The following is a 20,612-nucleotide window of genomic DNA, read 5'->3' as shown; positions in this document are numbered from 1 at the left end:
TATATATTTTATTGAAGTGACCGCAGAAGGTCACCTTTTTTTGTTTGTAACAAACATTGATACTGAAGATATAAAGGGTTATTAAGTAGGACTGTCGAACATTGAATATATAGGAAGGAGCTCAGGTCCATGGGAACAGATACAAGTTCTGAGATATTATTTAACCAGTTACAAACTTATCGTTCAGATGTTTTATCCGTTACCTGAAAACGTCACCCGGGATGATGCTGAAGCCATACCCGAAAATTTCAATAACAATATCCGCTGGAATCTTGGTCATATATATCTTGATCAATTTCTTTGGATTGAAGCTTTAACAAAAGAACAGAGTGAAACAACAACACTAGTTAATTCTTGGTTTGGATTTGGGACATCCCCCAGTGATTTCACCACGGATACCCCAACATTCAAGCGTTGATATCATTGCTTGAAAACCAGCCTGCAATCCTCAAAAAAATATATGGTCAAAGACTTAGAGTAGAATTCCCTCCTATCGATATGGGGGTAAAAACGATTGAGCAAGTTTTAATTCGAACGATTTTTCATGAAGGAATGCACTTACAAGCGATTATGGATATTAAAAAATGTCTGAAGTAAGGCGGGAGCCTACAAATGGTTAATCGTACAATGAGTTATGAATGGTTAAAGGAGCAATAAATATGGTTATGCGTGGTATTGTTATGTAAATGAGCTGTCAATTTTTATTGAATTAGCCTTTGATCATTATTCGTTAATGGAAGGGGGGACTACTGTGGTAAAATTGCGATTAAACTCTTCAAACTAACTAATTGAGGAGGAATGTAAATTGGTTATAACGTATAAACATGATAAAACAATTGATAAAGAACCATTAATTTGTTTATATAATGATGTACATTGGACGGCATATACGAAGGATATACCTCTTCTTCAACAAGCTTTACTGCAATCAGAAGAAGTGATTTCTGCTTGGGATGGGGAACAGTTAGTTGGCCTAATTCGTGCGATCGGAGATAGGTTAACCATTATTTATATTCAAGACCTACTAGTATTAACTGCCTACCAGAAACAAGGCATTGGCACACAATTAATGCAAATGATCTTGAAGAAGTATCAACATGTACGCCAAAAGGTTCTTTTGACTGAAGAGGCGCCTGATGTAAGATATTTTTATGAGAAAAATGGTTTTCAATCTTGTGATAGGGGTAGTGCTATAGCATTTGCTAAGATAAATTAGCAAAGAAAATCCTGCTGTTTACAGCAGGATTTTTGAGTTAACCAGAGAATATCGGAAACACGATTCTATTTTTTAGGTCGTTTGATTTTCGTTTTCAGTTTTACAAATCGTTCTTTCAATGTTTCCTCTGTAGCTACAAAAAAGATTCCCATAATAAAGATAAATACAGCTCCCATTACTGTTCCAATACCAATTCCTGTGAAAGAGCTTCCTTTATGGATGAAAAATCCATATAAAAAGATCGCAATACCAATAATTAAAATAGTTGCACCTGTAAATTTCACGGCACGCATGATTTTTTTTCGTTTTTTCATTGTTGTCATCCTCTCCTTGAATGGATGAATCGATATTCTAATATCATCTCTTCTTATTACATACCCGTTTTCATAGAAAGGAAAAACTAGCAAGTCTATTCGTATGTGGAATATTTTGGGGATAGAAATGTAAAGGATAAGATGGGTGTGTTATTAAAATACAATAAATGGTATAAAATAACACACGAGTTACATTAGCCTCTAATGAGCTTAACCTCTTAACTTTTTCTAATCTTGGACCTTCTAAGTTTGTAAAATGATGTATAAATTAGAAAAATATAAAGTTAATGTATAAATATGCTATTATTGCAAACGGTAAGAATGAGTTGCATAAGCAACAAAAATTTCTAGGAGGTTTTTATAGTGGCACAACAAAACCAACAGCTACAACAAGCACAACAACAGGCACAACAAGCGCAACAAGCTGTTCAACAGGCACAAGCTAGTGCAGATCCGCAACAATTACAACAAGCTCAACAGCAGTTACAGCAGGCGCAGCAAACGTTGCAAAATGCACAAAACCAAGCAGGAGCTAATGCACAGCAGGATCCTAATTTCCAACAGGTGCAGCAGCAATTGCAACAAGCTCAACAGCAGGCACAGCAAATTCAACAAAATCAACAACAATAATTATTTAGATAGAAAGCTGTCTACATTCGTAGACAGCTTTCAATAATAAGAAAAAATACAAGTGCAACACGTTTGCACTTGTATTATTATGTTTTTATTGGCGATTATTCTGTAATAGACTTAGCGCCAATATAGTGGTTTTTCCAGTAATCGATACTGATATCTGCTACGCTAACCCCATCATTTCCAGCATGGATCATTTGATTATCGCCAATATAGATTCCACTATGAGATGCACCTTCTGTTTCATAGGTACCTTCAAAGAATACAACATCTCCAACACTTGGAGCATCTACATGGACACCATCGTTTTGCCACATTTCACTATGTGTACGTGAAACATCAATACCCACTTGGTCAAACACATAGTTAATAAATCCACTGCTGTCCATTCCGTCCGTAGTGGTTCCTCCCCATACATAAGGAGTTCCTATTACACTTTCTGCAGCAGCAACGATATCAGCTTGAATATCAGAATTATCCCCAGACTCTGTAATCGTTAGATCAGTGGAAGATTCACTTCCTGATAATCCCATTGCTTCAGAAGTATTTGGACCTACTATACCATCAACTTGTAAACCTTGATCTGCTTGATAATCTCTTACCGCTTGTTCGGTTATTGGACCAAAAATGCCGTCAACTGTATATGTATAATAGCCTTGGTCTTGTAGCAATGCTTGTACATCTTCTACAGATTCACTCACATCCCCGCGCTGAATGAGTGATGCCTCATTTGATGAAGTATCTTCCTGCTGTTCTACATTAGGGATATTGCTCTCGCTAATGGTTAAATCTCCTTCCGAAGCACCAGCTCCTGCATTGGCAAAAACACTCCCGCTAAAAATAGGGGTAAGAGCCAAGGAAGTAACAAATGCTGTAGAAAGTACATATTTTCTTGCTTTGTGATTGGTCTGTGCCAACATAATTCCTCCTTTGCCTTTATTAACTCTACTATCTAACTAGTAAAAATCAATGAAATATGATTCGACAAATTCCATCATATTTTTTAACTATCTGTAATGTATCACATAAAAATATCAGTGAGATAACATAGTGATTAAGGAGAAATAACAAATTATTTTAATAAATGACATCAAAAATAAAAGTAAAAAAGGAACTATTTTCATAGAAATGAAGGAAATATCTCCATTATTTTCATGGCTTCCTCCGTTGTTCATATTACATTCATGTTAGGATCTTTACGAATTTCATACCGTCAAGAAACATTCGTGGCAGTTTGTTTCCTTTCTTTTCCAACTTCACGTGAATCTTTTTAAAGGATTTTTAGCTTACGGGGTGGAATCAATTACTATATGATAACAACACGCAAAAATGGATAAGTAGATGGTAAAGGAGGAAGATTCTATTTTTGTGTCAAATGAATATGGCCGTGTCAACGCAGCTTAATAAACATCATCAACAGATGCATATAAAAAAACAAAAAATAAAGAGATCCAGCAAGAATGGACACTTGACTGGATCTCTTCTCCCAAGTGGGGATTTAGGATAGTATCACTTTTCTGGGACCAGACTTTTTCCGAGTGAAAAACAATGGAACCATCGAAAAGGATTATGGAAGTATCTTTATCTTACGAGTTTAAAGGCCTATATGCAGTAATGTTGTAAGAATATCTGACAGGGTTTTTTAAATTTAATTTGTAGTGGAGCTTTTAAATAAGGAGGAAATAGGATGAAGAAGTTGTTTGAATATAATTGGCAAGTACGGAAAGAGTGGCTTACCTGGTGTGAATCGTTGTCCGAACAAGAGCTATTAAAGAGAAGGGTGGGTGGCATCGGAAATATACTCCATACTTTACTGCATATTGTAGATGTAGAGTATAGTTGGATTGCCTTGTTGCAAGGAAAACCAGAGCCAATAGAACCATCCTTGCTAGATTATGCGAGCTTGGATAAAGTAAAGCAGCTATCGGACCACTATCATCCAGAGGTTAACCATTTTGTGGAGAATTGGACAAGTGATTTGGAATGGGTATTACTTGAAGACGTTAATGCGAAAGGTGAACAGGAAATATTTTATTATGGAGAGGTAATGCGCCATATAATCGCACATGAAATACATCATATTGGACAACTTTCGGTTTGGTCACGTGAAATCGAGAGGAAGCCTATTACGGCAAACTTCATTCGAAGAGGGTTGTTTGATAAGTAAATAGTTTATATGAAAAACTCTGTTAGATTAACTTACAAGATAATTGCAGTTACGTTCCTTCACTATAAAATGAAAGCATAGACAAACATTTTGTATTCTATCTATTAATAGGGAAAAGGAAAGGAGATACCAGTTTGAAGGATAGTACAGTCTTCTCATCCATTGCAAATAGTAGTCTTTTGGAAGAAGTGACGGTGGAACAATTAATGCTATGGTATGAAGAAGGTTCACCCATTTCAAGGAATGGAAACTTTTTTCTATGACTTGGAACAATACATAAAACATTTGAATCCGGACGATGAAACACTAACCATGGCCAATGTCTTTCATCGTAGTGGGATTATTCCTTCGGTCGATGGACCACTGGGGACGGTTCATGATTTTGTAAATGAAGAAGCAGCTAACGTACACCATGCTCACTTCTAAACTTAACGCAATTTCAAGAAATAAAAGAAAAACTACTTCACATGATAAACATGGTGTTAAATAAGGTGGGATTAGATGGTTTTGTTTATCCGCAAATGTCGGAAGCTATTCCTGGTATTAAAGCAGAACAGGTAGCATCAACAACAATCCCGGAAATCAACATTAGCGGCCTTCCATTAATTACAGTGCCGGCTGGCTATTATACAATGGTTCACCCTTTGCTTTGGCTTTTTGGGGAAAATGTGGAGTGAGGCAGAATTAGTTGGTGGCATACGCTTATGAACAAGCTACAATGCATCGAATAGCTCCCAAGCTTGAAAGTAATTTCTAAGCAGTGCAGACTCTCGTCTGATCGGGAGTCTCTTTTTATTTTCTCACAAATAATAAAATTTACGACAGTGGCTAATTAACCAAGTATCTAGCTGCATCCTGCTTAGCGAACAGCGCCTAGTGAAGCATCCCTTATCTCATTACGATAAAGAGACTTTGTCGCACATATGCCCTTGTGACGGTTAGTAGCGCCTACTTGAGCAATTGCTCTTAAGTAACAAATTAATCGCCCACGAATAAGATGAAAGAGAGATTATTTGTGAGGAGGTTCCATAATGGCAATTAAGCCACCCATTTTGCAACAAGGCGATACGATCGGCATTGTAACTTTAGGTAGTCCTTTAGCTGCAAATATCATTAATGATCGAATAAATACCTTACAAAACTTCGGCTTTCAAGTCGTATTAGGACAACAAGTTTATGCAGAGAATGGCTTCCTTGCAGGTACGGACGAAGAACGTGCCATGGATCTTATGGATATGTTTTCCGATGAACAAGTGAAATTGATATTGCCTACTAGAGGTGGCGTAGGAGTTGCGGGGATACTTCCATTTCTCGATTATTCGTTTATTGAGGATCATCCAAAATTAATTAGTGGATATAGTGATATTACTGTTTTATTAAATGTATTAGCACAGAATAGCAATTTAATCACATTACAAAGTCTTATGCTTATTGATTTTTCTTTGAGTACGCCGAGTTACAATTATGATCAATTTTTCAATGCAACATCACTTTGGTCTCCTCAAAGACAAATTCAAAATCCTCCCCAGTTGCCGCAAGTAAGCAGGGTAAGCGGAAATGTTACAGGCCCAATTGTTGGTGGGAATCTCACCTCTTTTGTCGATACGCTTGGAACCCCTTATGAAATTGATACAACAGGTAAAATACTACTACTTGAGGAGACGCATGAACCGATAAATACTGTTTATCGGTACATGAATGCACTAAAGTTAGCTGGTAAGTTCGATGATTGTATTGGCATTGTATTAGGAGAATGTACAAATTGTCCAACAGCCTATGGGGTAACATATGAGGACTTTATTAATAACTTTGTGGTGCCATTAGGTAAACCGTTAATGACGAATGTTGCTACTGCTCATGGTATATATAAAGCGGCGATTCCAATTGGTGCAACGGCAAATTTGGATACAGTGAATAATAGGCTGACCGTAATGGAACCTACCATTACTTTACCTTAAATAACGATTAAATGAGCCATTTGGAGATCGAATAAATGTAGAGACGGAGCATCGAAAATCAATGGATTATTCGATACTCCAACTGATTATTGACCAGCAGATAGTTCTGATTGAACCTGCTGGATTTCTTGTTGTGTTGCCGCTTGTGGCGGCTTATAAAACCCGTGTTGTGTTGCATAGCTGTATACAGTTCGTTGTCTTGACTCATCGCCATTTCTTAAATTAATTAGGGTTTGTCGTAGTCCCGGATTGTTTGCTTCACTAATGTAACCAGCATAGCTTTTTAAACTTGCATTTAAGCCATTTAAGTAATCGTTGACAATATCCTTATCTTGTAACATCTATCTTCCTCCTATTGTAAAAATGGTAATAACTGCTGTTGTGCCTGTCTAGCAGATTGCGCATCTCTCAGCAGAATGGACTTCAATTCTGGATCCATTGCAGATTCAGCATAAGTCTCTAATTTATTAGCGATCATCCCATGCTCACCAATCATCTTTCTTAGGTTTTCCAACTCTGTTTGTGTTAGTTGGTTCATGGCACAAGCTCCTTTCCATATTAGTAAAGCCTAGTTTTTCCATTTTAATGAGGAATATGCAGTGGCAAAGGTATAGCTCTTGCTGAATTTTTGTTATTCATTTTGCAATTCCTCTTGTGCTATTATATTGGCAGGAGGGTTCATAATGATTTACATAGGATTGACTGGTTGGGGGGATCATTATTCACTCTACCCTGATCAATTGAAATCAAAAGATAAACTTTCAGAATACAGCAGCCATTTTCTTGTAGTTGAAGTAGATGCTTCTTTTTATGCAGTTCAGCCTGTACGTAACGCAGAAAAATGGGTACGTGAGACACCAGAGAACTTTCGATTTGTTGTCAAGGCATATCAAGGTATGACAGGACATCAGAGGGGAGAAGAAGACCCGTTTGAGACAAAGCAGGAGATGTTCCAAGCGTTTAAAGATTCTTTGGCACCATATCAACGTGTTAATAAATTAGCAATGGTCTTATTTCAATTCCCGCCTTGGTTTGAATGCAATAAAGACAATGTCACGTACCTTCGTTATTGTAAACAAATGATGGGAAATATACCAGTTGCCTTAGAATTCAGAAATCAATCTTGGTTTCATGAGCGCTTCCGAAATAGTACATTATCATTTATGAAAGAAGAAGGCTGGATTCACTCCATAGCTGATGAACCGCAGGCTGGTAATGGATCAGTCCCATGTGTACCAGTTGCCACTAACTCCTCGAAGACACTTATTCGAATGCATGGCCGCAATATACACGGTTGGAACAAACCAAGCAGCGCTGAAACCAACTGGCGGGATGTTCGTTATTTATATAAATATAATCAACAAGAATTATTGGAATGGAAACAGCGAATTACCGAGCTTAGTAAGAATTCAAAAGATATCATTATTGTATTTAATAATAATTCTGGTGGAGATGCTGCAGGAAACGCAAAAGAATTGCAGGAATTGCTTGGAATAGAGTACAAGGGACTATCTCCAAAACAATTGGATCTATTTTAATGTAAACAAAACCGCGACATTATCGTCTCGGTTTACTTCATTTCGTTTTAGCTGCAATCAATATGCCGATGCCAACCAGTATACTGCAAGCGACTAACACCCACTGCAGCAACTCATACGGAGCTTTGACATAAATAGCAATAAAGGTCCATATAAACACAAGCGGGTATAAGAAATCAGATTTACGAACTGTAACTAGAAGAGTGATTATACTTACGATAATTAATGTAAGGATTGTCCATCCTAATTCACTTATCCTTAAAATAGGCCAGAGATTGTTACGTACCAAGTATGTAAATAAGTTAACAATACTTGCTAAAGAAACCCAACCAAAGTAAATAGCAAAAGGCGCGTAATCAAGAAAGGTGCTATTCGGATTAGAGGTTACTCGTTGATACATCTGAATAAGCGAAAATAATAATAGGAATATAATGATAGTAGAAAGGAATATATACTCAACGTAAGAATCCATGCTGCATTTAACAAAAGGTTAACAGGAAAGAGGGTTTTCATCGAATGATAAAGAGGTTGATTATCAGGTTTAGCAAAGAATCCTTTAATTACCCATATAACCAATCATATATAAATGATTCCCCAAATGGAAAAAGCGTAGCCAGCTGGTTGAATAAGTGTATCCTGCTGATCAGCGATACGTCCTACATTTGAGCCGACTGAATAATTAATACTAAGTGTAAGAATAAGAAAGATCAGATTACGGATTGTTATTCCAATTGGTGGATTCAAATGGTCTTCCTCCTTTTGTTAAATGGTATACAGTCCTTTTATACAAAAAGGCTAAACGTACTTTACTTATATTTAGAATGGAGAAAGACCATTATGTTGTTTAATTTATTATTGTACTTGCAATGCCACGAATTTGCCATTCTCCATCTATCAAGGCGAGAAGTACATAATCCAAAAATTCCGCGCCACCTTCTCTTGTTGCATTGACTTTAACCAGATAGTGTTCACTATCTGTTATTCGTTCTTGTAAAGGAAGCGGAATTTCTTCACTTAAGCTAGCTTTATCTAATGCTTTAACGGAAACGACGGCTATTTCTGAAACGCTATTCCCTTGTTTCTCAGCGAATTCAAACTCGTCAATAACCTCTCTTTTTGTCATTCCAATAAAATCAAGATATTCTTCTCCTAATAATTGTAATGATGCTTCATAGTTGCCTTCCTTCAACCCTTGGTAATAATTTGTGACAAGGTCCTCCACTTTGGATTCATCAGATTTCATACACCCAATACAAGTAATCAGGAATAAGCAGGCAATAAATAAACCGATCTTTTTCATTCTCTTTCTCCTTTGCAAGTTGCTATCAGTTGGTTTCATGTTGGGACACCTAACTAAACAGCTTTCTGTTTTTACATCAATGTAAGTTTATGCAAGTAATCTAATACTTGTTAGTTGTTTTAAAAATTTTCTGCGGTATTGTATAAATCACCCTTGTTTTTTATGGACGAATAGTGTAGGATATATAAAAATAAAAACGTTAAAGAAGTGATGAACAGGACATGGGTTACTTTTGATGGTTAGCAGAGAGGGGAGGATGCTGGAAACTTCCTATCCTAGCAAAGTAACTTACCACCTTGTGAGCAGTATTGGAGAAATCAAGTAACCATTATCGTAAAGCCTGCGTTAAAGGACCATAAGTCAATCGGCATAGCTTGTCGGTTGGGAAAATGGGTGGAACCACGGATCAACACATTCGTCCCTTGTTTTGGGATGCATGTGTTTTTTTAATACTACAAAAGTTTATATCAAGAAATGCAAGGAAGGGGACATGGATGATTGTCACTCGTTACTAGAGAGGGAAGAGATGCTGGGAACTTCCTAACGAAAGATAATCATTTACCACCTCGGAAGCTGTATTGGGGAACCATAGTATCCAATTACCGTTAGCTGCGTTAAGGCATATAAAGCCAATTTAAGTTTTATTGGAAAATTAGGTGGAACCACGGGTTACGCACTCGTCCTTTGTTTTAAGGATGGGTGTGTTTTTTATTAAATTATTTTATAAAGGAGGACGAATAAAATGGAGAAATTCGTTCACATTCAATTTCCCGATGGAAAAGAGAAGAAATATGAAAAAGGTATACAGTTATCAGAAATTGCATCGTCCATTAGTCAAAGTTTACGAAAAAAAACAGTGGTAGGAAAAGTTGATGGCAAATTAGTTGATCTAAGTTATCGTATTGAGAGAGATGCATCTGTATCTCTTCTTACAACCAATTCTGAGGAAGCATTAGAGGTATTGAGGCGTTCTACAGTACTCGTTTTAGCGCAAGCGGTGAAAAGGTGTTATTTCAATGTTAAATTAGGAACTGGTTCTGTCTTAGACAATGGATATTATTATGATTTTCAGATTCATCAGAGCATTCCTTTAGATGAATTAAAAAAGATTGAAGCCGAAATGGAAAACATTATTCAAGAAAAGCTAGAATTTAAACGCAAGGTTTTATCCTATGAAGAAGCTGTTCAATTGTTCAAAGAGAGGGGAGAATTATATAAGCTAGAAGAAATACAAGAGCTTCCGAAAGATGGAGAAATAACACTGTATAAGCAAGGAGAATTCATTGATGTTTCTCATGGTCCCCAGTTACCACATACTGGGTTCATTAAGGCTTTTAAATTGACGCATATTTCAGGTGCCTATTGGCGCGGAGATAATCAAAATCAGGTTCTCCAACGTGTATACGGTACTGCCTTTCATAAGCGTTCCGAGTTAGAGAGCCATCTTCTTTTCTTAGAAGAAGCAAGTAAACGGGATCATCGGAAGCTAGGGAAGCAACTAGAGCTCTTCATGTTTTCAGAAGAGGCACCCGGGATGCCGTTTTATTTGCCAAATGGCCAAATTATTCGAAATGAGTTAGAGACATTTTTACGAGAATTACAAGATAAGGCAGGTTATAAAGAGGTACGCACACCGCTAATTATGAATCAACGTCTTTGGGAAGAAACTGGACATTGGGACCATTATCATGAAAATATGTATTTCTCGGAAGTAGATGGTATAAGTTTTGCGATGAAACCAATGAACTGCCCAGGACATATGTTAGTGTTTAAAAATAGTCTTTATTCTTATCGTGATCTACCACTTAGAATGGCTGAATTTGGTCAAGTACATCGCCATGAATCTAGTGGAGCTTTGAATGGGCTGTTTCGTGTACGTTCTTTTTGTCAGGATGATGCTCATATTTTTGTGCGGGAAGATCAAATAGAAGACGAGATCAAGCAGGTGTTTCACCTAATAGATCAAGTTTATAATACCCTTGGTTTTTCTTATACTGTAGAACTATCTACCCGGCCAGACCATTCTCTAGGAGAGGATCATCTTTGGGAAATAGCTGAAAAAGCATTAATTCATGTACTGAAGGATTTGAATATAAATTACCAGCTTAACACTGGCGATGGGGCTTTTTATGGGCCAAAAATCGATTTCCATATTAAAGATGCTTTAAATCGAAGTCACCAATGTGCGACAATTCAGTTGGACTTTCAAATGCCAAATAAATTCGATTTATCTTATGTTAATGAAAATAATGAAAAGATACGTCCCGTTGTTATTCATCGCGCTATTTTTGGTTCTATTGATCGGTTTTTAGGGATTTTGATTGAACACTTCGCGGGAGCATTTCCTGTATGGCTAGCCCCAGTGCAGGCGCAAATACTTCCTATTTCAGAGGTACATCTAGAGTATTGCTTCTATATTCAAGCTAGACTAGAAGCATTAGGAATAAGGGTGGGAATAGATAATCGAAATGAAAAATTAGGGTATAAAATTAGAGAAGCGCAGCTGAAAAAGATTCCGTTTATGTTGGTGCTTGGAGATAAAGAAATGGAGAATAGAACCGTCAATGTTCGGCACTATAGTGAACAGCAATCCACGAGTTGGAAGTTAGGTCGTTTTGTAGATCATATTTGTGAAAAGGTGATGAAAAGACTGTGATAGTCATTTATTAGGGAGGAAGAAGTTATGAAACAGAATAAATATGATGACGTTCTATTTTTTAATGAATATAAGAAGATGCCACGTTCGATAGGTGGATTAGAAGCTACTGGTGAGTGGCCGGTTTTTCAGCAGATGCTTCCAAATATGAGAGAAAAGCGTGTGCTTGATCTAGGATGCGGTTTTGGATGGCACTGCCGCTATGCTAAAGAACAAGGAGCTCGTGCAGTGGTAGGAGTGGATATTTCTGAACGGATGCTCGAACGTGCCCGCGAAGAAACGAAACACCATTCGATTACCTATAAGCGAACAGCTATTGAAGATATCGAATTTGCACCCGATTCGTTTGATATCGTAATAAGCTCCTTAGCATTTCATTATGTGAAAACAATCGATGTTGTTTTTTATAAAGTATTTCAATTGCTGAAGCGTGGCGGAGCATTTGTTTTTTCTGTAGAGCATCCGATTTTCACATCCCAATCTGCTCAGGATTGGTATTATGATTCAGATGGAAATCGCTTGCATTGGCCGGTCGATAATTATCAAACCGAAGGCATACGACATACAATGTTTTTAACAGAAAATGTGGAGAAATATCACCGAACGATTTCAACCTATATGAATGATTTAATTAAAGCAGGCTTTCGAGTAACGAAGGTCTCGGAACCAAAGCCTCATTCAGGAATGCTAGATAAACAGGGGATGGAAGATGAAATAAGAAGACCAATGTTTCTGTTAGTAGCTGCTGAGAAACAGTAGCATCTACTGGGTAGAGGTCAAAACTTGATTTTGACTTTTCCTATCAAGCTATTTATAATGACAACTAGATGACAAATAAAGGAGGATTATTAAAAATTGACACATTTTATGAGACTTCGTTTCCCAGCTTTGAACCAGTAATTAAATACGTTCAGAGGCTCTGTTTGTTGATGCAGAGTAAACGGGATCAGTCTGTCTTTTTTTAATAATTTTATTTATATCGTACTGCTGACTGAAAGGTGACTCGTTTTGCCTTTCTTTTTCTATGTTTCTAAAGTATGTACGTTTAAAAAAACAACAAATTTATCGATTGAATGAACCTTTGAATGGATGTTCATTGATTTCAACGAAGTTGTATGGTTGGGGACATCCAAATGATTGTCACGTCTTACGTACTTCTTTTCCTTTTTACTCTGATCACAGGCAGTTGCCTGTGATTTTTTAGAAAGGAAGAGGAAAATGACAAAGCGGATTCATAAATATGGCCGGAAAAAATTAAGTAATGGTGAACCACCAAATTATTTAGGTCAGCATTTACTTCATCATAAGCCTATCATTAATGAAATGGTTAAACAGGCGAATATAAGTAAGGAAGATAGCGTACTGGAGTTAGGAGCGGGGGAGGGTGCTCTAACAACAATTTTAAGCAAAAAAGCTAGGAGAGTAATCGCTGCCGAATATGATCAGAGATTTGTATCTATTTTAAAGGAAAAAACAAAGAATGGTTCAAATACGAAAAATATTCATGAAGACATTTTAAAAATTCAATTACCAAGTCAAAACTTTATTGTTGTTTCTAGTATTCCATATGCAATTACAACACCGATTATGAAATTGCTCCTTAACCACCCATCAAGTGCCTTTCAAAGGGGAGTACTCGTCATAGAGAAAGGTGCAGCAAAACGATTTCCTTCTAAGTTTATTAAGGATGCATATGTACTAATTTGGCGTATGTGGTTTACTATTTCCTATTATAAAGATATATCTAGATACCATTTTTCTCCCCCGCCTAGCGTGGACTCTGCGATGCTGGTGATAATTAGAAAAAAAGAATCGTTTCTTTCTACAAATGATTATTTAGCTTTTTATGGACTCGCAGAATATGCATTAAGACGACCGGAATTGGAGTTTCAAATGGTTTTACGACCGATATTTACTCCACCTCAAATCAAGCATTTAAAAAGAAACTTGGGAATTCATAAAGAGACACCAATTGGATTATTAACGGAATTACAATGGTCTATCCTGTTTACTACAATGAAACAGTATGTTGCTCGTCCGCTCTGACCGAAGCCAAGTAAACGAAAAAGCAAACGAGGTGCTTATCATGACAAAAAGCAAAAAAATAAAAAGCGCTGAACTTGTATCTGAATGGAGTGATATATTTAGATGCCCGCATTGTGGTACAAAGATGCAGGTGGAAGCATGGAAGAGCTTGACTTGTGTCCATCATCATACGTTTGATTTTACGAAACAAGGCTATCTTAACTTAATGAAGCAGCCAATCAAAAGTAACTATGATAAAACGTTGTTTGAAGCAAGGCAGCATGTAGTTGGAGAAACTGAGTTATTTCAGCTTTTGCATCAACGTATAAGTGAAATTCTGTCACGTCTGAATAAAGAAACCATCACCATATTAGACGTTGGCTGTGGTGAAGGATCGCATCTACACCAGATAATGGAAGGTCGATTGGATCGTTCATTAGTGGGCATTGGCTTGGATATTGCTAAAGAAGGCATATTGCAAGCAGCTAAAAATTATATAGACCCGATTTGGGTGGTGGGAAATCTTGCGAATGCTCCCTTCCAAAAAAATGTATTTGATGTAGTAATAAATATCCTTTCGCCATCGAATTACGTTGAGTTTAAACGGTTGGTGGCTTCTAATGGCCTTATTATTAAGGTAGTGCCTCGTAATAACTATTTAAGCGAATTGAGAGAAGTTCTTATGAAGAGTGAGAAGCGAGAGATGAACAATAAGGATGAAGTGGTGAGCCTATTTCAAGACCATTTTGAAACAACTAAACGCATCCCCTTAACGTATCGTCATAAATTGAACCAAACGGTACTACAGGACTTGGTACGAATGACTCCACTTGCTTGGTCGGCCGATCCAAAGCGTATTCAGTCATTTACAGAGCAGGAGTCAGCAGAGATTACGATTGATTTGGATATTCTCATTGGTAGGAATAATTAGAAACTAGAGTAAAAAAACATACACCTACTCGCTTAGTGGGTGTATGTTTTTTGCTTATTTATTCGTTAGTATCCCTAAATAGGCTTGCCAAGGACCAACGTCTTTTTGATATCGCTTTGCCATGACTCGTACTATTTGAGCGATATGGGTTAGATCATGGACTACCCATGTAGATAGTAACTCGCTTAACTTTACTTCGCCAAAGACTGGATGTAAGCCTATGGCGTCCAGATGCGATTCAAGCGAAGGAATGGTTTCTAGTCTAGATAAGTTATGCGCACGAAGCGTTTTAAAATCCATAAGTTTTTGTTGAATTGGGTTATTCGTATCTTTATTTAAATGAGCATACCGATCAAATGGTGGAATAGGTGCATGTTCATCTCCATGGAGAATAGCTTCTAATCGAGGAATCCAGTTATGCTTTTCACTTTCAATAAGATGGTCTATTACCTCATAACTATTCCACGTCCTATCTCCCTCGTTACATTGTAACCAACCATGAGATAAGTTGGATAATAAACAATCCAGTGCTTGTGGGGTGTTATCTAGAACCTCGAGAGCCCCTTTTAATGAAAATTGCATTCCATCACTCCCTTAAGAGATCGCCTTGATACATTTAGTATATCATGATGATGTTAGCTATAGGGTGATATTTCGAAATAATATGTTATTTCAAAAAACAATCAATTACCGTATACTGGATATAAATAAAGGATGGGTGAACGGAGATTCGAGGAAGGGGAGGAAAAGCATGTTAGAAAGAGCAATTATTATTGGTGGAAGTATTGCTGGAAAATTGGCTGCGAAGGCCTTATCCACATCTTTCCGAGAAGTAATTATCCTAGAAACTGGTCCAAGATGGGATGAGAAAACACCAAGAAAGAGAGTTCCGCAAACATATCATCCACATGTGCTGCTAAAGGGGGGAGAAGAAGCAATAGAGGAATTATTTCCTCGTTTTCTTGATGAATTAATTGCGGATGGCGGAATTATAACGAACTTTACAAGGGATCTAAAGTGGCATCACTTTGGAGCATGGAAACAGCGATTTACCGGCGAATTAGTAATGGTTCAACAAAGTCGACCAATGCTGGAATGGCACTTGCAACAACGAATTAATAACATAGCTAATATTGAAACCAAATATGGGATGCGGGTGGACCGGCTGTTGGCAAATTCACGTTATAACCAAGTCATCGGTGTTAATGTTCGTTCATTGCAAACAAACGAGGAAGAAAATATGACAGCTGATTTAGTAGTTGATGCTAGTGGATTCGGTTCAAACGTAATGAATTGGTTGAAGCCGTTTCGAGTAAATGTAGTGGAAGAAAAAGTCGCGATTAAGCTGTTTTACGCCACAAGGTATTTCCGTTTACATCATCATGAAGAACTGGATTGGTGTAATATGTTAATATCCCCAAGTTTTCCAGAAAACCCTTATGGAGCTTTTATTCAAACGGTTGAAGGAGAGCGATTTTCAGTAACATTTAGTGGTTATGCTAATGAACAGCCTCCAAAAACGGAAAATGCGTTTCAGGCGTATGCAAAAAAACTGCCAACATCTGAAGTTACGAAATTTTTAGCAAAAGCGGACCCCATTTCTAAAATAAATATTCATAAGATCCCTTATCAAGTAAGGCGGAGATTTGATCTAGTAAATCTTCCAGCCGGATTGTTGGTAATAGGCGATGCCCACTGCCGCTTTGATCCTGTCTTTGGACAAGGGATTTCTGTAGCTGCAATGGAGGCTTTGGCCTTACAAGAAAGCTTAGTAGAAACGAGAACGTTTAATCGTAAGTTTGGTAGGGAATTTCATCGTGCTATCGCCAAAGTGATAGCAACGCCATGGGATATGGCAACTACAGAGGTATTGCGTCACCCCGACATTAAAGGGGATCGATCCGTTATTCTGCCATTTAAGCAATGGTACAGTAGAAAGGTTTATGAGCTATCCGCTGTCGATCCAGAAATATATTTACGGCTAGTGAAGGTTATGAATTTAATGGAGCCTCCGACGCATCTATTCCACCCTAGCGTAGGTAATGCCATCTTAACAAGTAAGAAGCAATCGAGGAAAGTCTAGTTAACGAATAAAACAATTAAGGGGGGGTACATGATGAATAAAAACGTAACTAAAAGGTTTCAATATATAACCAAACAAATGAACTATTCAGGTGCATTGTTGGTACGTGAGGGTAGACAACCATCCATAAAATTAAGTTCTGGCTATAGGAATCGTTCAGAAGAATTACCAAATGAAGTGAACACCAGGTTTGGAATTGCATCTGGTTGTAAGCTCTTTACTGCTATTGCCATTTGTCAACTTATTCAATTAGGGAAGTTATCCTTTCATGACGATATTCAAGATTACTTAGATATTGAATTGCCATGGACGAATGGAATTACGGTGCATCATTTACTGACACATACGTCGGGGGTGCCTGATTATTTTGATGAGGAAGTGATGGGAGATTTTGAAGAATTGTGGGAAGAAAATCCAATGTATCAATTTCGCCAATTATGTGATTTTATTCCATTATTTCAACAACAGCCAATGAAAATGCAGCCTGGAGAAAGGTTCCATTATAATAATACCGGCTATATATTACTTGGTCTTATCGTGGAAAAAGTAACCGGAACATCGTTTACGCAATATATAGAAGAACATATTTTTAAAAAAGCTCATATGTATCATTCGGGTTACTTTTCATTTGACTCATTACCAAGCCAGACTGCTCTAGGGTATATTGATGAACCTGATGGAACATGGCGTACAAATATGTATTCATTACCTATACGAGGGGGGGCTGATGGAGGAGCATTTATTACGGTTGATGATATGGAAAGGCTTTGGGATGCATTAATGAATTACGAATTATTAAATGCTGATTATACAAAAAAATTACTAACACCACATGTTCATGAAAACGAGAACTCTTTCTATGGTTATGGTATTTGGATTGAGAAAAGTAGAGAATCCATACGAAAGTATCATTTGATGGGGTATGATCCTGGGGTGAATTTTCATTCCGCTTATTATCCAGATAATGCTATTACTTTCGTTGCATGTTCCAATACTTCAAATGGATCTTTTCATCTTATGAAAGAACTAGAAAATAACTTACGTTTAAAGCAGCTCCATTGATGAGCTGCTTTTCTATTAATAACTGCGCCATGCCTTTTCATATTTTTCAATTAGGCTTGGACGTATCAGGGTATTCACCTCTGGGGAAACTGTATCTCCCTTATTATTGGTAATATGCTGCTGATCGATGTCCTTTCCAAAAGTAGTTAATCCAGCTAATACGTCATTGGTTAGGAATTTTGTATCTACGTTTATATCGACTTCCTCCAGGTTGACTGCTTCTCGTTTAGCTAATACAAATCCCCAATCACCAAAGCTTGGTATATCAACATGAAGGTTATCCGTTTCTAGATTTGCTGCCTCGATGGTCTGATTAATGGACCAATATACCTCTGTTGCAAAGGTTGGACTAGTTGCTTGAACCATCATGGACCCGCCGGGTTTTAGATGATTACGAAGTAGTTGGTAGAATTCTAAGGTGTATAACTTGTTTAATGACTCATTGTTCGGGTCTGGCAAGTCAACTAGGATGACATCGTAAAATGTTTGGTCTTTCTTTAAATATTGAAAGGCATCTTGATTAACGACTTCTACTCGGTCATCTTCAAAGGCATGATTGTTCAATTCGGTAATTTCATGATTTGTCTTGCCCAATTCAGTGACTTTTGGATCAAGGTCGACCAATGTCATTGATTCTATCTGATCGTATTTTTGTAGCTCACGTAAGGCTAGACCGTCACCCCCACCAAGAACAAGTACATTTTTAGGTGATTTTGCTGTTGCCATGGCAGGGTGTACTAGTACTTCGTGGTAGCGGTATTCATCTTCTGAACTGAATTGCAGCTGCCCATCAAGGAAGAGTCTTAGATCTCCTTGTTCTTTTGTTAAGATCACTTGTTGATAATCGGTTTGCTCATTGTAAACAATAGGGTCTTCGTACAGCTTTTGTTCAAATAAAAATGCTGTTTTTTCACCAAATAAAACGCCGAAAACAAGAATAACAAAGATAATTATTCCAGCAATAAAATGTCGTTTAAATGTTCGTATCTCTTTTCTGAAGTAGTATAAAACCCACAATGCGACAAGGACATTAATAATAGCAACAAGAAAGGCAGTTTTCACAAGGCCGAATTGTGGTCGAAATAAATAAACAAACAATAATCCACCAATTAAGCCACCTGCATAATCAGAAAAAAGTACTTTTGCCGTACTTTTTTGCACGGTTACGCCTATCTCGTTTGCTTTTCGGATCAATATTGGCAGTTCTACACCAGTTAAACCACCAACCACAAGGGTAATAAAATATAAGAAAAATGCGTCCATGCCAGAACTCAAGAAGGCGGTTACTCCAAATAATACAAAAGTAGAGAAACCAGCAAGAATACCAATTGCGTATTCAATCCAAACAAAAGACAATATTAAGTTTTTCGTTACTTTTTCACTTATGGAGGCTCCTATCCCCATACCGGTGAGGAAAAGGGAAATAGTGAGCGTATACTGTTTAACCCCATCCCCAAGTAAGTAGGATCCAGCGGCACCAAATAAGACTTCAAATATAATACCACAAATAGAGACGATTCCTGACGCCCAATAGATAGCTTTGCTTTGCTTTATACTTAAATCATTCACAGTTAGGACTCCCTGTTCAAATTCATCTAAACCTATTTTAAAGAAAAAGGCAATCGACTGCTAGCCGATTGCTGCGTGTGGATTTTATTATGTAATGGATGCTCCAATAACAAATCCTAATCCCACGGATACACACATACTGATAATTCCAACGGAAATATTCCCTTGTTTTAATTGTTCTTCTACGGAGAACTTGCGGGTGAACAGCTCGAATAATACGTATGCTACCATTTGCAAGACAATTCCAACTACACCCCAAATAAGCGTATCAAGAATATGTGCGCTATTATAGATAGAAAATGCAAGAACAATAGATATACCTACGATTTTACCGCCGATAGATAAAGAAACTGCATGATTTCCTTTTAATACTTCATCCCAATCTTTATATTGCTTTGTTATCATTTCAAAGATAGCCAAGCCAACTAAAATAATTGCAACCGCGATAAGGAAATATACAATTGTTAATACGAATGGTTCCATTCTTTTCTTCCTTTCTCCATTAGTTTATTTTTACTTCCCAGATCCAGGCCCTCCACCACGTACGGAGGAAGAACGTATGGATTTGGAGTCGCCTGAATTTTTATAAAAACCACCAGATGAATAATAGCCGCCATAACAATCATTGGTGTTGACGCATTTATTTTTTCTCTTTTTAGCCCAATCGTCGACATCAAGAACTTCGTCCAATAGCCACAACGCAAATAGCCCATTAAAAAAACTTGGTTGATAGTTATCACGTACAAAGTTTTTCGAGGCAACTTCTACTGTAGAATTATCAGGATCTTCCTCATCCTCTGTTATAATGACGAATAAATTATTATAGACAAGTGCTTGCTTTTGGTCACTTTTTTCACTTACTTTTTGAGGTTCCTTATACTCCTGTAATTCAGAAACTACTTCATCCACACTTTTATTTTCCGCTATGTAGATTTCTGAGATGTCAGAGGAGTCTTCTTGACTGCTAACCACATCATGAAAGGTATAAGTATCATTTATAAATTCAGCAATTCCATCGTTAAACGCGGTTGAGCCTGCTGCTTGATTCATACTACCACCACAAGCTGATAGGACAAGCGTAAAAGAAACCAGCACAAAGAAAAGTGATTTTTTCATGGTTTCACCTTCTTCTTTTATGGAATCAATTTTTCAGACATCAG

At 37.3% G+C, this 20,612-nt stretch carries 26 protein-coding genes; 15 read left to right on the top strand and 11 right to left on the bottom strand.

What is annotated here, in order from left to right; all coding sequences use genetic code 11:
• The first annotated feature begins 187 nt into the window (after nt 1–187).
• Together JKP73_RS23570 and JKP73_RS19170 are read left to right on the top strand one after the other, a co-directional pair.
• A complete protein-coding gene (locus JKP73_RS23570; protein ID WP_308436513.1) occupies nt 188–418 on the top strand; it encodes a DinB family protein in 231 nt (76 codons plus the stop codon).
• Between the two features lie 387 nt (nt 419–805).
• Complete coding sequence (locus tag JKP73_RS19170; protein ID WP_038245881.1) at nt 806–1,216, top strand: GNAT family N-acetyltransferase; 411 nt, start codon at nt 806–808, stop codon at nt 1,214–1,216.
• Nucleotides 1,217–1,281: 65 nt separating this feature from the next.
• Here the strand turns inward: JKP73_RS19170 and JKP73_RS19165 are convergent, their stop codons facing one another.
• Nucleotides 1,282–1,530, bottom strand: coding sequence for a hypothetical protein (locus tag JKP73_RS19165; protein ID WP_021290454.1), 249 nt, complete (start codon nt 1,528–1,530; stop codon nt 1,282–1,284).
• 363 nt (nt 1,531–1,893) lie between these two features.
• Between JKP73_RS19165 and JKP73_RS19160 the strand changes: the two genes are divergently transcribed.
• Entirely contained in the window at nt 1,894–2,160 is a 267-nt protein-coding gene (locus JKP73_RS19160) for a hypothetical protein (RefSeq protein ID WP_021290455.1), read from the top strand.
• A 104-nt stretch (nt 2,161–2,264) separates the two neighbouring features.
• On the opposite strand, the gene JKP73_RS19155 is transcribed toward JKP73_RS19160, so the two are convergent.
• Nucleotides 2,265–3,083: a C40 family peptidase gene (locus JKP73_RS19155; protein WP_200411684.1), complete on the bottom strand. Its 819-nt coding sequence runs from the start codon at nt 3,081–3,083 to the stop codon at nt 2,265–2,267.
• 767 nt (nt 3,084–3,850) lie between these two features.
• Here JKP73_RS19155 and JKP73_RS19150 point away from each other — a divergent pair.
• The 4 genes from JKP73_RS19150 to JKP73_RS19135 all read left to right on the top strand — a co-directional run bounded on the left by JKP73_RS19150 (nt 3,851) and on the right by JKP73_RS19135 (nt 6,288).
• Nucleotides 3,851–4,330: a DinB family protein gene (locus JKP73_RS19150; RefSeq protein ID WP_021290458.1), complete on the top strand. Its 480-nt coding sequence runs from the start codon at nt 3,851–3,853 to the stop codon at nt 4,328–4,330.
• Between the two features lie 216 nt (nt 4,331–4,546).
• Nucleotides 4,547–4,756, top strand: coding sequence for a hypothetical protein (locus JKP73_RS19145; RefSeq protein ID WP_200411683.1), 210 nt, complete (start codon nt 4,547–4,549; stop codon nt 4,754–4,756).
• A gap of 50 nt (nt 4,757–4,806) precedes the next feature.
• The gene (locus JKP73_RS19140; RefSeq protein WP_200411682.1) at nt 4,807–5,007 is read left to right on the top strand and encodes a hypothetical protein; all 201 of its coding nucleotides are present in this window, start codon (nt 4,807–4,809) and stop codon (nt 5,005–5,007) included.
• Nucleotides 5,008–5,361: 354 nt separating this feature from the next.
• Entirely contained in the window at nt 5,362–6,288 is a 927-nt protein-coding gene (locus tag JKP73_RS19135; RefSeq protein ID WP_021290460.1) for a S66 peptidase family protein, read from the top strand.
• 86 nt (nt 6,289–6,374) lie between these two features.
• Here JKP73_RS19135 and JKP73_RS19130 read toward each other — a convergent pair whose 3' ends face one another.
• Nucleotides 6,375–6,629, bottom strand: coding sequence for a spore coat protein (locus JKP73_RS19130; RefSeq protein ID WP_038245877.1), 255 nt, complete (start codon nt 6,627–6,629; stop codon nt 6,375–6,377).
• An 11-nt stretch (nt 6,630–6,640) separates the two neighbouring features.
• Nucleotides 6,641–6,826 (bottom strand): hypothetical protein, encoded by a 186-nt coding sequence (locus JKP73_RS19125; protein ID WP_021290462.1) that lies wholly within the window; start codon nt 6,824–6,826, stop codon nt 6,641–6,643.
• A gap of 145 nt (nt 6,827–6,971) precedes the next feature.
• Here JKP73_RS19125 and JKP73_RS19120 point away from each other — a divergent pair, with 145 nt between their 5' ends.
• The gene (locus JKP73_RS19120; protein WP_021290463.1) at nt 6,972–7,826 is read left to right on the top strand and encodes a DUF72 domain-containing protein; all 855 of its coding nucleotides are present in this window, start codon (nt 6,972–6,974) and stop codon (nt 7,824–7,826) included.
• Between the two features lie 37 nt (nt 7,827–7,863).
• On the opposite strand, the gene JKP73_RS19115 is transcribed toward JKP73_RS19120, so the two are convergent.
• The 3 genes from JKP73_RS19115 to JKP73_RS19105 form a co-directional block, all read right to left on the bottom strand.
• On the bottom strand, nt 7,864–8,298 hold the full coding sequence (locus JKP73_RS19115) for a TspO-related membrane protein (protein ID WP_155974791.1): 435 nt from the start codon (nt 8,296–8,298) through the stop codon (nt 7,864–7,866).
• Nucleotides 8,299–8,402: 104 nt separating this feature from the next.
• Nucleotides 8,403–8,570: a TspO-related membrane protein gene (locus tag JKP73_RS19110; protein ID WP_021290464.1), complete on the bottom strand. Its 168-nt coding sequence runs from the start codon at nt 8,568–8,570 to the stop codon at nt 8,403–8,405.
• A 100-nt stretch (nt 8,571–8,670) separates the two neighbouring features.
• Nucleotides 8,671–9,126, bottom strand: coding sequence for a hypothetical protein (locus tag JKP73_RS19105; protein ID WP_160807571.1), 456 nt, complete (start codon nt 9,124–9,126; stop codon nt 8,671–8,673).
• Nucleotides 9,127–9,868: 742 nt separating this feature from the next.
• Here JKP73_RS19105 and thrS point away from each other — a divergent pair.
• From thrS to JKP73_RS19080, 5 genes are all read left to right on the top strand, one after another.
• On the top strand, nt 9,869–11,782 hold the full coding sequence (gene thrS / locus JKP73_RS19100) for a threonine--tRNA ligase (protein ID WP_200411681.1): 1,914 nt from the start codon (nt 9,869–9,871) through the stop codon (nt 11,780–11,782).
• 27 nt (nt 11,783–11,809) lie between these two features.
• Nucleotides 11,810–12,541: a class I SAM-dependent methyltransferase gene (locus tag JKP73_RS19095; RefSeq protein WP_038245874.1), complete on the top strand. Its 732-nt coding sequence runs from the start codon at nt 11,810–11,812 to the stop codon at nt 12,539–12,541.
• Nucleotides 12,542–12,637: 96 nt separating this feature from the next.
• On the top strand, nt 12,638–12,682 hold the full coding sequence (locus tag JKP73_RS23650) for an erythromycin resistance leader peptide (protein WP_126410072.1): 45 nt from the start codon (nt 12,638–12,640) through the stop codon (nt 12,680–12,682).
• Between the two features lie 318 nt (nt 12,683–13,000).
• On the top strand, nt 13,001–13,828 hold the full coding sequence (gene erm, locus JKP73_RS19085; RefSeq protein WP_200411680.1) for a 23S ribosomal RNA methyltransferase Erm: 828 nt from the start codon (nt 13,001–13,003) through the stop codon (nt 13,826–13,828).
• A 40-nt stretch (nt 13,829–13,868) separates the two neighbouring features.
• On the top strand, nt 13,869–14,738 hold the full coding sequence (locus JKP73_RS19080; protein WP_038245873.1) for a putative RNA methyltransferase: 870 nt from the start codon (nt 13,869–13,871) through the stop codon (nt 14,736–14,738).
• Between the two features lie 54 nt (nt 14,739–14,792).
• Here the strand turns inward: JKP73_RS19080 and JKP73_RS19075 are convergent, their stop codons facing one another.
• The gene (locus tag JKP73_RS19075; protein WP_021290469.1) at nt 14,793–15,320 is read right to left on the bottom strand and encodes a DinB family protein; all 528 of its coding nucleotides are present in this window, start codon (nt 15,318–15,320) and stop codon (nt 14,793–14,795) included.
• 169 nt (nt 15,321–15,489) lie between these two features.
• Between JKP73_RS19075 and JKP73_RS19070 the strand changes: the two genes are divergently transcribed.
• Together JKP73_RS19070 and JKP73_RS19065 are read left to right on the top strand one after the other, a co-directional pair.
• A complete protein-coding gene (locus JKP73_RS19070) occupies nt 15,490–16,821 on the top strand; it encodes an NAD(P)/FAD-dependent oxidoreductase (protein ID WP_038245872.1) in 1,332 nt (443 codons plus the stop codon).
• Nucleotides 16,822–16,854: 33 nt separating this feature from the next.
• Complete coding sequence (locus JKP73_RS19065) at nt 16,855–17,883, top strand: serine hydrolase domain-containing protein (protein ID WP_101953565.1); 1,029 nt, start codon at nt 16,855–16,857, stop codon at nt 17,881–17,883.
• A 15-nt stretch (nt 17,884–17,898) separates the two neighbouring features.
• On the opposite strand, the gene JKP73_RS19060 is transcribed toward JKP73_RS19065, so the two are convergent.
• The 3 genes from JKP73_RS19060 to JKP73_RS19050 form a co-directional block, all read right to left on the bottom strand.
• The gene (locus tag JKP73_RS19060; protein WP_021290472.1) at nt 17,899–19,452 is read right to left on the bottom strand and encodes a polyamine aminopropyltransferase; all 1,554 of its coding nucleotides are present in this window, start codon (nt 19,450–19,452) and stop codon (nt 17,899–17,901) included.
• Between the two features lie 87 nt (nt 19,453–19,539).
• Nucleotides 19,540–19,935, bottom strand: coding sequence for a DUF350 domain-containing protein (locus JKP73_RS19055; protein ID WP_021290473.1), 396 nt, complete (start codon nt 19,933–19,935; stop codon nt 19,540–19,542).
• A 30-nt stretch (nt 19,936–19,965) separates the two neighbouring features.
• Complete coding sequence (locus JKP73_RS19050; RefSeq protein WP_021290474.1) at nt 19,966–20,568, bottom strand: DUF4247 domain-containing protein; 603 nt, start codon at nt 20,566–20,568, stop codon at nt 19,966–19,968.
• Between the last annotated feature and the right edge of the window lie 44 nt (nt 20,569–20,612).

The sequence above is a fragment of the Virgibacillus salexigens genome (assembly GCF_014905415.1).
GTDB classification, from domain to species: Bacteria; Bacillota; Bacilli; order Bacillales; family Amphibacillaceae; genus Virgibacillus; species Virgibacillus salexigens.
This window is presented reverse-complemented; position numbering and strand designations above follow the sequence as displayed.